Annotated in this window: 8 protein-coding genes; all 8 read right to left on the bottom strand. The window is 57.0% G+C overall.

From position 1 onward, the window contains the following. Nucleotides 1-752: 752 nt before the first annotated feature. Complete coding sequence (tyrS, locus tag ROTMU0001_RS02025; protein ID WP_005507861.1) at nucleotides 753-2,057, bottom strand: tyrosine--tRNA ligase; 1,305 nt, start codon at nucleotides 2,055-2,057, stop codon at nucleotides 753-755. Nucleotides 2,058-2,223: 166 nt separating this feature from the next. Next, on the bottom strand, nucleotides 2,224-4,518 hold the full coding sequence (locus ROTMU0001_RS02030; protein WP_005507863.1) for a HelD family protein: 2,295 nt from the start codon (nucleotides 4,516-4,518) through the stop codon (nucleotides 2,224-2,226). Nucleotides 4,519-4,744: 226 nt separating this feature from the next. Beyond that, nucleotides 4,745-5,320, bottom strand: coding sequence for an adenine phosphoribosyltransferase (locus tag ROTMU0001_RS02035; protein ID WP_005507865.1), 576 nt, complete (start codon nucleotides 5,318-5,320; stop codon nucleotides 4,745-4,747). Between the two features lie 133 nt (nucleotides 5,321-5,453). After that, nucleotides 5,454-7,076, bottom strand: coding sequence for an AMP-binding protein (locus ROTMU0001_RS02040; protein WP_005507866.1), 1,623 nt, complete (start codon nucleotides 7,074-7,076; stop codon nucleotides 5,454-5,456). 153 nt (nucleotides 7,077-7,229) lie between these two features. Further along, nucleotides 7,230-7,790, bottom strand: a complete 561-nt coding sequence (locus tag ROTMU0001_RS02045; protein ID WP_005507867.1) for an arginine repressor — start codon at nucleotides 7,788-7,790, stop codon at nucleotides 7,230-7,232. Between the two features lie 398 nt (nucleotides 7,791-8,188). Beyond that, the gene (locus ROTMU0001_RS02050; RefSeq protein WP_005507868.1) at nucleotides 8,189-8,965 is read right to left on the bottom strand and encodes a hypothetical protein; all 777 of its coding nucleotides are present in this window, start codon (nucleotides 8,963-8,965) and stop codon (nucleotides 8,189-8,191) included. Nucleotides 8,966-9,157: 192 nt separating this feature from the next. Continuing rightward, entirely contained in the window at nucleotides 9,158-11,728 is a 2,571-nt protein-coding gene (gene pheT / locus ROTMU0001_RS02055) for a phenylalanine--tRNA ligase subunit beta (RefSeq protein WP_005507869.1), read from the bottom strand. 3 nt (nucleotides 11,729-11,731) lie between these two features. After that, nucleotides 11,732-12,859, bottom strand: coding sequence for a phenylalanine--tRNA ligase subunit alpha (pheS, locus tag ROTMU0001_RS02060; protein ID WP_005507870.1), 1,128 nt, complete (start codon nucleotides 12,857-12,859; stop codon nucleotides 11,732-11,734). Between the last annotated feature and the right edge of the window lie 117 nt (nucleotides 12,860-12,976).

Below are 12,976 nucleotides of genomic sequence, written 5' to 3' on the forward strand. Positions count from 1 at the left end.
TTGACCCCTTCATTCGAAGGACGTCTTACCGTTGAACGGTCATTCATGTTATTTCGTTATCACCACGTTCCCGCGGCAACTCAATCAACTATACCAGCGTTTTGTGTGTCATGCAAATCCGTTTTCCGTGATTCACACCACAAAGTTTCTTTCCTAAACTCCTCCAACATCACCATTCAGATGACCAAGAATCTTCTAAGCAAGAAACCAAAACACTATACAATTGAAAGACAGTCAAACCGCTTCTGACTAGGAGAAACACCGAAGAAGTTCTTCGTTTTTTCCTCCTCGCCGCGGCGACTCATACAACTATACAGATGCCGAAATGGGTCTGCAACCCGAAATAGGGTGAAGTGGGACACAAACAGGGCCTCGAAAGGGTCCCAAACACCCTCACAAACAACAAACTACCTAGTCAGTGCGTTTTATGGGTGCTAAAAAATCTTCAAAAAACTTCCAAAAAACCTCAAAAATCTGCGAATTCCCCTCTCGGGAGCCCCAAAACAGGGTCGAAAGGCGTTTAAAGCCCTCGCCAACAAAGACAAACCACGAAAACCCAGAGCCAGAAGAGGGCAGCAGAACGATACAAGAAGAGCCCCTCCTGACGGAGGGGCTCTCTGTGCATATAGGGAACGTATATCGGGAACAGAAAAGGAGGGGCACTCCCCCACCGAACATTCAGTAATGAATACTTCAGTAGAGAAGAACCCCTCCCCATCTATATGTATCGAGAAGACTAAATCAGCTCTGTATTAGATCAGCTCTACAGCGCCCTGGTTCTTCTTGCCACGGCGAACCATCGCAAAACGACCGTGTAGCAAATCATCCTTAGAAATAGCTGCGTCCTCGCCCTGAACCTTCACACCGTTCACCGAAGCGCCGCCCTCCTTCAGAATGCGACGAGCCTCAGAGTTAGACTTCGCAAAGCCCAGCTCAGTCAGAACAGAAATCATATCCAGGCGGTCCTCGGACAGCTTAGCCGAAGGAAGCTCAGCAACCACAGACTCCAAGGTAGCCTCATCCAGAGCAGCGAAATCGCCCTTACCGAACAGAGCCTCCGAAGCAGCCACAGCCTGATCAGTAGCCTCAGTACCGTGAACCAGCGAAGTCACCAGGTACGCCAGAGTCTTCTGAGCCTCACGCTTAAACGGCTCCTTCTCAACCTTCTCCGCAAACTCAGCAATCTCAGCACGAGTCAAGAAAGTGAACACCTTCAGGCGATCCAGCACATCCGCATCCGCAGTGTTCAGCCAGAACTGGTAGAAAGCGTACGGCGAGCACATCTGCGGGTTCAGCCAAATAGCGTTACCCTCGCTCTTACCGAACTTAGTGCCATCAGAGTTAGTAATCAGCGGAGTACCAATAGCGTGAACGCTCTTACCCTCCACCTTACGAATCAGCTCAGTACCGCTCGTCAGGTTACCCCACTGATCAGAACCACCGGTCTGCAGAGTACAACCGAAACGACGGTTCAGCTCCAAGAAGTCCAAGCCCTGCAGAATCTGGTACGAGAACTCGGTGTACGAAATACCCTCATCAGAGTTCAGGCGCTTCGCAACAATCTCCTTCTTCACCATGGTGCCCACGCGGAAATGCTTACCAACATCGCGCAGCAGCTGCAGAGCAGACATCTGACCGCTCCAGTCCAAGTTATTCACCATGCGGGCAGCGTTCTCACCCTCGAAAGACAGGAAACGCTCAATCTGAGCACGCAGAGACTTAACCCACTCAGCAACAACCTCAGGAGAGTTCAGCACACGCTCAGAAGTCTGACGCGGATCACCAATCAAACCGGTGAAACCACCCACCAGACCCAGCGGCTTGTGACCAGCCAGCTGCAGACGACGCATCACCAGCAGCTGCACCAAGTGACCCAGGTGCAAAGAAGCCGCAGTCGGATCATAACCCGTATAGAAAGTCAGGCTCTCCTCGCTCAGCGCCTTCTCCAGAGCAGCCTCATCAGTGCTCACGTGCACCAGGCCGCGCCACTTCAGCTCCTGCCAAATATTCTCGAAGGTATCGTCATTATGCTGCGCGTTGAGGATCTCGGCAGACATGCTTCTCCCATTCACAAGGTAACAACGCCCGAAGGCGCTCGAACAAAATATGTAACAAGCCTAGCACCGCACCAGCCCAAACGCTCAGAAAAACCCAAGCGAGCGCTCAAACCGGTGCGGCACCGGCTCAAAGAAATAACAGATAGAGGCTACACAAGCCACAAGGCTACAGACCCGCGGGCATCCGCGAACCCACCATGTGCAGGCGCTGAGTCGGACGAGTCATCGACACGTACAAATCGCCCACAGCACCATCAGCATCATCAATCAGCTGCTGTGGCTCAACAATCACCACGACATCAAACTCCAGGCCCTTCGCCTCCCACGGAGTCAGAACCAGCACCTGATTCTCCAACGCAGTCTGCGCGGTACCCGTACGATCAGCATGAGCACGAGCCACAGCCTGAGCCGTCTGAACATACAGGCTCGGCGGGCACACCACACCAATCAGAGCGCCGCCCGAATGAGCGACCTCCTCGCTGACCACAGACACGGTCTGCTCCACCACAGACTCGGCGGCAACCTCATGAACCAGCGGAGGCCACTGGCCCTCACGCACCGCACGAGGCGCAGACACCTCATAACCAGCAGCCTGAGCAACCGACACCGCCGCCTCAGCAATCTGAGCCGGAGTACGGTAATTAATCGTCAGCTCCTCCAGAGTGAAACGCTCACCCACAAACGGCTCCAACGCCTGCGACCACGAAGAAGCAGCCGCAGCAGAAGACGCCTGAGCAATATCGCCCACAATCGTGAACGACTTCATCGGGCAACGACGCATCAGCAGACGCCACTGCATGGGCGAGAGCTCCTGAGCCTCATCCACCACAATATGGCCATACGCCCACGTACGATCAGCAGAAGCCGCAGCCGCAGCAGTCATACGTTCGCCACGAACCTCATTCATCATCGCAATCTGCTCAGGAGTAATCACGCCATCAGCGCCAATATCCTCCAGCGACTGGTGAACATTCTCCAGCGCCTTCGCCGCATTCTCAAGGTTCGCGCGATGCTCCGCCGCAGCACGAGCCGCAGCAGCCGCACCGGTCACCTTCGAAAAATCGCCCAGAAGCTCAGCAGCCTCATCCAGCAGCGGAACATCAGCCTCCGTGAAGGGGGCATCCGCCGGGCGAGCCAGCAGCTCACGCTCAGCCTTCGACAACTCACGAGTCGCAGACTCCAGATAGTGCGGCTTCGAAAACAGCGAGCGCAACAGAGTCTCAGGCGACAGCGGCATCCACGCCAGGTTCAAGGCACGGCGCACATCCATCGAAGCACGCACGTCATCCTGCAGATACGGACGCTCCACCACACGACCCGCCGCACGGTTCAGCTGATCATCCAGCTTCGCGGTCAACTCCTTCAACAGAATCTTCACGAACGTCTCACGAGCCTCATTATGCGGCTTACCCGTCGAACGAGCACGAGAACGAGCCGAACGAACCATCTCCGGAGTCAGCTCAACATCGGTACCCTCAACATTCAGACGCTGAACCTGAGCCGGCACCTTCTGACGATCCGCCACCGCACGCTTAATAACCTTCACCATGCGCAAATCGCCCTTCAGGGCGGCAACCGCACGGTCCTTCTCAGGCACAGCACGCAGACCCGGGTACAGGGTCGCCAGCGAAGACATCACCACGCCGGTCTCACCCAGCGAAGGAAGCACACGCTCGATATACCACATGAACGAATTCGACGGACCAACCACCAGCACGCCAGCCTTCGACAGGCGCTCACGGTTCGTGTACAGCAGGTACGCCGCACGATGCAGCGCCACAGCAGTCTTACCGGTACCCGGGCCACCCTGCACAACACGCACACCCGGCAGCTCCGAGCGGATAATCGCATCCTGCTCAGCCTGAATAGTCGCCACAATATCGCCCATGCGGCCGGTACGCTTCTTATTCAACGCCGCCAACAGAGCACCCTCACCGTGGAGGGTGTCCTCATCCTGCAGCATCTCCGAATCGAAGACCTCATCCTCAATATTTACGACAGTGCGGCCCTCAAGCATCAGGTGACGGCGGCGGCGCACACCCATCGAGTGGAAAGCAGTCGCCTGATAGAACGTACCCGCCTCCGGGGCACGCCAGTCCATCAGCAGACGCTGCTGATTGCTATCCGTAATACCAATACGACCGATATAACGCACCGCATCAGCGCCCTCACGGTCCATATCCAGTCGGCCAAACGTCAGACGAGAATCCACAGCATTCAGCTGCGCCAAACGATCCTCATAGTGAGTAGCAAAAGAGTCACGCTCCGAACGGTTCTGATGACCGCCCACCGCCTGATTCTTACGCACAGCAGCCAGCTTCTCAGCCGTCTCCTCACGGAGCTCATCCAGGCGAGCATACACGCGAGCAACATACTCACGCTCCGCAGCCATCTGCTCAGCAAACAGCTTCTCAGCCGCCGAAGAATCAGCAGACTGCTGGGGTAGAGATTCAGATGACACGTAAGCTCCTTAAACCTATGGTGTCTCAAAGACAGGGTGCGACAGACACCCAAAAATACGGGTCACTATTTTACAGGACAGGCTCCGAAGGGCAGAAATATTACCCCCGTAGAAAACCCGCACCGGCCCATACAGAAAAGTGCCCCACCGGCTCAACCGGCAGGGCACCCCTCATCACTATCAGCTACACACGCCCAACCGGCGGTACACCTCAAACTCTATAAAACTACTTCGACGGCAGCGGGTACTCAGACACCAAGCTCAGCGTCTCAAGACGGTAACCGTCCAGCGCCTCACGACCGCCCAGACCCTCCAGCTCCAGAAGAGCACCAACGCCGGCAACCTTCAGGTTCGCACGCTCCACCAGCTTCGCGGCAGCCACCAGGGTACCGCCAGTCGCCAGCAGATCATCCAGCAGAAGCACACGAGTACCCGGAGCGAAATCATTACAGTGAATCTCAATCGCCGCGCTACCGTACTCCAGCGCATACTCCTCACGGTACGTCTCACGCGGAAGCTTACCCGCCTTACGAACCGTCATCACGCCAGTGCCGGTAGCGTACGCGAGCGCAGAAGCCAGCAAGAAACCGCGAGCCTCAACACCAGCCACCACATCAAACTGACCCTCAAAACGAGTAGCCAGCTCATCAATGCACGCCTTGAACACCTCAGCATTAGCGAAGAGAGTGGTCACATCGTAAAAGAGGATACCCTCATGCGGGTAATTCGGAATCGTAGCGCAAGCAGCCGGAATCAACTGCTCAATAGGGGTTCGCGAAGCCTCAGAAGCGGGAACGCTCATGCTCTCTCTTTCGTGAAGGGGATAGTCCCGAAAAAACACCCGGGAACAATAACGCGGTAGAAGCCGCCTACAAAATTCTACCCTCTTCACCCGCGCTTGTCCTCAGATGAGCGACAAGAACCATCTGCCGGGATTAGCCTCTCTGAATCACAACCCGCAAGTCACGCTTAAGAATCTTGCCGGTCGGCCCCAGCGGCATGCTCTCCACCATCACGTAGCGGCGAGGATACTTATACGCCGCCAAACGAGTACGCGCCAACGCATTCAACTCCGCCTGCAGCACGCCCTCATCAGCACCCGGACGCGGCATCACCACGGCGACAATCTCCTCGCCCACGCGCTCATCCGGCACGCCCAACACAGCTACCGACTGCACCTGCTCATGGGTATAGAGAACATCCTCAATCTCACGCGGATACACCGAATAGCCGTTACGCAGAACCATGTCCTTAATACGGTCCACAATAAAAATATTGCCCTGCTCATCAACACGAGCAACGTCGCCGGTCGCAAACCACTCGCCGTCAAAAACCTCAGCAGTAGCCGCAGGATTATTCCAGTAGCCAGCCATCACATTCTCGCCGCGCACCCACAGCTGACCGCTCACACCCGGCGCGCACTCGGAACCCTGCGGGCAACGGACCTGCACCTGCACGCCCGGCAACACACGACCCACCGAACCGAGCACCATGCCAAACTCCGCCTGATTAAACGAAACCACCGGCGACGTCTCACTCAAACCGTAGCCCTCATACACCGGGCACTCAATCAGCGTTTTCAACGCAGAATGCACCGGCGCAGGCAGCGGCGAACCACCCGAAATACCGAAGCGGATGCGACCACGCAGCGAGCGCGCACGCTCAGGCTCAGCCTCCAGTGCCGCCACCAATGACACATACATGCTCGGGACCGCAGCCAACACCGACACCCCGGCACGCTCCATCAGATTCAGCGCGCCATCAGGGGTAAAACGTGGCAGCAAAGCCACCGTAGCCGACGCCGCAAACGCCGCGTTCATCGACACCGTCTGACCAAACGCATGGAACAGCGGAAGACCACCAAAAATGACATCCTCAGCGGTGAATCCAAAAACACTCACACAGCTACGAGCATTCGAGAGGATATTCGCATGAGTCAGCGTTGCGCCCTTAGGTTTGCCCGTAGTACCCGAAGTGTAGAGAATAATCGCCGGATCACTCGCCGCCACCGGGACAGGCTCCAGAACAGCAGCTGACGGAACAGCATCCGACAGCGCACTATCGGCAGGCGCATCAAAAGGAGCCACCGGTGAACCCTCTCCCCCGGTGAAAATCTCGCAACGAACCGAACCGTTCTTCACCGGCACCGTCGAAAGTGCCTCCGACGCCAGACGAGTACCCGCAAAAGCAAAAAGCACCTTCGCCCCGCTATCGCGCAGATGATACTCCAGCTCAGCACCCGACAACAGCGGATTCAACGGAACACAAATAGCACCCGCAGCCACAATGCCGTAATACAACGCCGGCATCAACGCCACATTCGGCATAGACAACGCCACCCGGTCACCACGCTCAACGCCCAGCCCCACCAGATGACGCTGAGCCTGCGTAGCAGCAGAGGCCAACTGCACGTAGCTCACCACCTGCATATCAGCAGAGTCAGAAGCCGGAATCGCCAAAGCCGCCTTAGCCCCAGAATCAGAAGCAGAACCGGAATCAGAAGCAGCCTCCGCCAAAAGGTAGGCAATATTGTTCGCTGAATCGTGCATTTCAGACATGATAGAAAACTCTCACAACAGAAAAATCGGTATATCTAGAAAAAGAGAAGCCAAGCTAGAAGCCCGCAAAAAGAGCCCGAAGACAGCAGAAGGGCGTACCTTCAACCGCTCTCCCGAAACTTCAGAAGAACAGCGCAAGATACGCCCCAACTACTACTGAGCAGCAGACCAATCCAAGAAGCTCTCGGCAAGCGCAGCCCCACCATTGGGGTCACGAGTAATCACTATTACCGTATCGTCACCGGCAATAGTGCCCATAATCGCTTCAAGACCGCCCTGATCAATAGACGAAGCCAAGAACTGTGCAGCACCCGGAGGAGTACGCAGAACCGTAATATTCGCCGAACCCTCAGCGGTAATCAGCAGCTCCTTAAACAGGGAAATCATACGGGCATCAGGTGCAGTCCTGGGCGTTCGGCAGTTCGCTCTTGATTGCCGCGGCGCCTTAAACAGGGAAATCATACGGGCATCAGGTGCAGTACCGCCGCCACGACGAGCAGGGTAATTCGGCACAGCATAAATCAAGCCGGCGCCTTCATCACGGATGCGCTCAGCGCCAATTTCAACAAGATCACGGGAAAGGGTCGCCTGAGTAACCTTCATACCATCATCGGTCAGGTACTGCGCCAGTTCAGCCTGGGAGCGGACACGTCGGGTCTGCAGCAATTCAACGATGCGTGCCTGACGCGCGATCTTGGTCGAGGGGAAAGGCATAATATCTCTTCTTCCTACGGTGCCAATCACGAATTCAGAACGGAGCTGCCCAACGGTGGCGCAGCGCAACATTCTTTACTACCCAAGATAATACATATGCACATAAATATGCGCGCCAAATATGGATTATTCCAAGATATGGGGGAAATTTCAGGGTTTATCTCACCAGCTGTCACACAAAACGCCGCGAATGTAGCGTGTATCTACACATTCGGGCGCATAACCTCGCAATGAATGCATAGCGTGCAAGAACATTGTGGGCTGACGCGTTACGCCGGTCAAGAGACCTTCCGGCAGGCGAGCGCGAAAAAGGAGCCCGCCTCCAGCAACACCACGTGCGCCAGAAACAGGCTCCTCAACAAAACGTCAACCGGTCAATCCTCAAGATTCAGAAACGCCTAGCGCTCATCCTCCACCAGACCATCCAGGTCCTCATACTCGACATCACGCGAACGGCGGTTCAGCCACACAGCAAAACCCAGACCCAGCAGAAGCACCAGCACCGCACCAACAATACTTGCGATACCGGCAAAACGCTCAGCATTCACGCTGTCCTCAGTCACAGGCTTCAACGTGCCCTTCTCAGCAGTGTAGACGACCTCAAGAGTGCCGCCCTTCTCCACCAACAGGCCATCCACCTCACGCGGGAACTCGGAAGGAACGTCACCAGTCTGCGAACCACGGAACTCAATCGGAGCACCCGAAGTCACTTGATACTTATCCTTCAGGTTCGACACATACGTCTTACCGTTCAGCGCGTCATCAGCCGGCAAGTTGCCCTTATAACGAGCAACATTGCCCTTCGTAATCAGGTCAGGAGTCAAATCCTGGTAGGTGCCCTGAATGACCCAGCTCTTACCGGCATACTCGGCGTTATTATTCACCGACGCAAAAGCACGGACACCCGCAATAGCCAAAACAATGGAAAGAATAACCGCGACAGCAGCAGAAAGAACCGACAGCCAGTTCACGCCCGGACGGTCATCCAGCTCTTCCTCACTCATCGCGAAAAGGGAGGAGTTCTCTTCCTCATCGTCGTAATCCTCGTACTCGTCGTACTCGTCGTACTCCTCATATTCAGAATCCTCGTACTCAGAATCCTCAAAGTAGGTTTCTTCGACCTCAGTAGACTGCGACAGCTCATCCTGTTCGCGCGAGTTCTCTCGATTAGCCATTACTCTCTCCCTCACTTCATCTATCTTCTAGGGTACCCATAACCACATGAGTTCACCACTGAAAGCGCTTATCAACGCTTCATAAACCAACCCAACAGGTATACCCACGACGCAACACCAAAAGCTATGGGGTGGGAGCCAGCGACTCCCACCCCGTCAGCACTAGGCATTACGCCATAGGGTTAGACCCGGTTAGACACGCGGTTCCGCACCCAGCTGCTCAATAGTCGCAGCCACAGCAGCCTCACGAGCAGCCGACGCCTCATCAGCAGTCAGCGTACGATCCGGCGCGCGGAAACGCAGTGCAAACGCCAGGGACTTCTTCGAGTCATCAATGCCGGTACCGCGGTAATCATCGAACACGCGGATATCCTCCAGCAGCTCGCCAGCGCCCTCACGCAGAACACGCTCCACCTCAGAAGCAGGCAGATTGCGGTCCACCAGAAGCGCCACATCCTGAGTAGCAGCCGGGAAAGTCAGCACCGGAGTAGCCTGACGCGCCTCAACACGACCAGCGAACAGCGCCGAGAAATCCAGCTCAAACGCGCAAGTACGCTCAGGCAGGTTCAGCTCCTGCAGAAGCTTCGGGTGCAGCTCACCAGCAAAACCAACACGCTCACCGGCAACGTTCAGAACCTCAGCCACACGGCCCGGGTGGAACGCAGTGTGCACACCGTTACGGACCTGAATCTCAGCCGAAACAGCGGCAGCCACCAGACGCACAGCGTCCAGAGCGTCACGCCAATCGAAAGCGCGCGGAGCAGCGCCCGGCATCACCTCATGCTCAGTACCTGCAAACAAGCCAGCAATAAAAGTGGGCTGCTGCGGAATACCGGCATTCAAATCAGCCAGAACCTCATCCGACGGGCGAGCACCCAGCGGCGGAATAGACTCCGAACCCAGCTGCTCACCCGGAATGAACACGTGACCCGCCTCAAAAATAGCCAGGTTCTTGAAACCGCGAGACAGGTTACGCTTCAGAACCTCAACCAAGCCCGGCAGTAGCGAACGGCGCATCCAGCCCTCAGCCGAAGAAATCGGGTTCTCCAGGCGAACCGAAGGAACCTCAGTCACCGGGTTCTCAGGGGTGCTCACCCACGGAGCCGACCACAGGTTGTTCGCATCAGCCGACACGAAGGGGTACGCGAACACCTCAGTCAGACCGGAAGCCGCCAGCGCATTCAGCGCACGACGCTTACCCGCCTGCTCCGGAGTGTAACCGCGTCCCGCAGGAGCCACCGGCAGAGTCGAGGGGATGTTCTCGTAACCGTCAATACGTGCGATTTCCTCAGTCAGGTCCTCCTTCGCACGCAGGTCAGTACGCCACGACGGGACAGTCACCGCGTAACCAGACTCGGTACGCTCCACCGAGCAACCAATCTCACGCAGGCAAGACTCAATCTGCTCCGGCGAGTAATCCACGCCAATACGACCAGCAGTGTAATCAGCAGGCAGATCAATCACGACCGGCTCATAGCCGAGCGACACATCAGTAACGCCCGGCTCAACCTGAGCACCAGCCAGCCCAACCAGCAACTCAACCGCACGCTGAGCAGCCGCAGCCTGAATCTGCGGATCCACGCCACGCTCAAAACGCTTCGAGGACTCAGAAATCAGCTTGTGACGGCGAGCAGTACGAGCCACCGATACCTCATCAAAACGAGCAGACTCCACCAGAATGCGGGTAGTCGAATCGGTCACCTCAGTCGAGGCGCCACCCATCACACCGGCAAGACCAATCACGCCGGAATCATCAGCAATGACGATATCCTCGGGGTGCAGAGTACGCTCAACACCATCCAGGGTCACCAGCTTCTCGCCAGCAGCGGCGCGACGCACCACAATCTCACCCTGAACCTTGTCAGCATCGTAGAAGTGCAGCGGCTGACCGGTCTCCAGCATCACGTAGTTCGAAATATCCACCGGAAGCGACAGCGAGCGCACACCCGCCAGACGCAGACGCGAAGACATCCAGGTCGGAACCGGCGCATCTGCCTTCACGCCCGACACCTCACGCATCACGAAACGCACGCAACCCGGGTTACCGTGAATCGGGGCGTCATCACGCAGAACAACCGGGTGACCGGCGTCGTTAGCCTCCGGGGCGCGCTCGCCGTACGCCAGCACAAAATCCTCGAAGGAAGAACCGGTAGCGTGGCACCACTCGCGAGCAATACCGCGCAGAGAGAACGCGTAACCGCGGTCCGGGGTCACGTTCACCTCGGCAGCCTGATCGTACAGACCCAGCAGCTCCATCGCATCGGTGCCAAGCTCCGGGTCCAGGCCCAGGGTCGAAAGCACCAGGATGCCGCCGTGATCATCGCCAATACCCAGCTCACGAGTCGAAGCAATCATGCCAGCCGACTTGTGACCGTAAGTCTTACGAGCGGTAATCTCAAAACCACCGGGCAGAACAGCGCCGGGCAGGGTCACAACAACCTTGTCGCCGGGCTTGAAATTGTGGGCACCACAAATAATGCCCTGAACGCCGGAAGGCTCAATGCCCTTACCGGTCAGAGTCTGCTCCTGGCCCTCCGGAACCACACGCACCTGGCACCAGTTCACGGTCTTGCCGTTCGAGTGGGTCTCCGGCTCCATGGAGAGCACCTGACCAACCACAATCGGGCCGGACAGCTCATCAGAGGGGCGGTGAACGTCTTCTTCTTCCAGGCCAACCTTCACCAGGGTTGCCATCAAATCTTCAGCCGAAGCATCCTCAGCTACAGGCACGAACTCGCGCAGCCATGACAGGGGTACACGCATAATTTAGATCTCCATCCCGAACTGCTCAGAGAAACGGATGTCGCCTTCAACCATGTCATGCATGTCAGCGACGTTGTTACGGAACATGAGGGTACGTTCAATACCCATACCGAAAGCGAAGCCCGAGTACTCCTCAGGATCAATACCCGCAGCACGCAGAACATTCGGGTTCACCATGCCGCAGCCGCCCCACTCAATCCACTGCGGGCCGCCCTTAGCGTTCGGGTGCCACAAATCCAGCTCAGCGGAAGGCTCAGTGAACGGGAAGAAGTTCGGGCGCAGGCGAATCTTAGCGTCCTCACCGAACATGGCGCGTGCCATGTACTCCAGGGTGCCCTTCAGGTCAGCCATCGTCAGGCCCTTATCCACGGCAAGGCCCTCAATCTGGTGGAAGACCGGGGTGTGGGTCGCGTCCAGCTCATCGGTGCGGTACACCTGGCCCGGGCACACAATGTACAGCGGCAAATCACGCGAAAGCAGCGAGCGCATCTGCACCGGCGACGTGTGAGTGCGCAGCAGCAGGTGAGCGTTCTTCGGCTCAACGTAGAAAGTATCCTGCATTTCGCGTGCCGGGTGGTCCGGCTTAATGTTCAGAGCGTCAAAGTTGTACCACTCAGACTCCAGCTCCGGGCCGTCAGCAACTTCCCAACCCATACCGACGAAAATGTCAGTCAGGCGCTCCTGCATCAGAGCGATCGGGTGGCGGCCGCCCAGAGAACGGCGAGGCGAAGCAGCAGAAACGTCCACAGCCTCCTCAGCCAGGATGCGAGCCTCACGCTCAGCCTCCAGCTCAGCGGTACGAGCCTCAATAGCCTCAGTCAGGGCTGCACGAGCCTGACCCATCAGCTTACCCACCGGGCCCTTGTGCTGGTTCTGAAGATCACGCATCTGGCGGTTAGCGATGCTCATGATGCCCTTCTCACCGAAGAAGCTCAGGCGCACCTCCTTGAGGCTGTCAAAGTCCTTAGCCTTCTCGCGAATCTCATGCTTGGCACGCTCATGCTCAGCCTCAAAAGCCTCACGGATAGCGTCCAAACCGTTCTCGGGGTTCTCCTCCAGAACCTGCGCAATGCGGGCGAGAACCTGAGCCGGGCCGTTAAGACCCTCGTGTTCCTGCACGGAATCGGTCATTGTCACTCTTCTCTGCATACCACCGGCACTATGCCGGCTGGCTCGTTATACACCTTAGGTAGCACCGTCTGCTCTCCCCCGGCTACCCACACAGGGTGCGGAACAGGGGGGAAGGCG

Origin of the sequence: Rothia mucilaginosa ATCC 25296 (genome assembly GCF_000175615.1) — a bacterium.
GTDB lineage: Bacteria > Actinomycetota > Actinomycetes > Actinomycetales > Micrococcaceae > Rothia > Rothia mucilaginosa.

Coding starts and splice junctions, on each gene's coding strand:
- tyrS (WP_005507861.1), bottom strand. CDS start 2,057: ATGTCTGCCGAGATCCTCAACGCGCAGCATAATGACGATACCTTCGAG.
- ROTMU0001_RS02040 (WP_005507866.1), bottom strand. CDS start 7,076: ATGTCTGAAATGCACGATTCAGCGAACAATATTGCCTACCTTTTGGCG.
- ROTMU0001_RS02050 (WP_005507868.1), bottom strand. CDS start 8,965: ATGGCTAATCGAGAGAACTCGCGCGAACAGGATGAGCTGTCGCAGTCT.
- ROTMU0001_RS02035 (WP_005507865.1), bottom strand. CDS start 5,320: ATGAGCGTTCCCGCTTCTGAGGCTTCGCGAACCCCTATTGAGCAGTTG.
- ROTMU0001_RS02045 (WP_005507867.1), bottom strand. CDS start 7,790: ATGCCTTTCCCCTCGACCAAGATCGCGCGTCAGGCACGCATCGTTGAA.
- pheT (WP_005507869.1), bottom strand. CDS start 11,728: ATGCGTGTACCCCTGTCATGGCTGCGCGAGTTCGTGCCTGTAGCTGAG.
- pheS (WP_005507870.1), bottom strand. CDS start 12,859: ATGACCGATTCCGTGCAGGAACACGAGGGTCTTAACGGCCCGGCTCAG.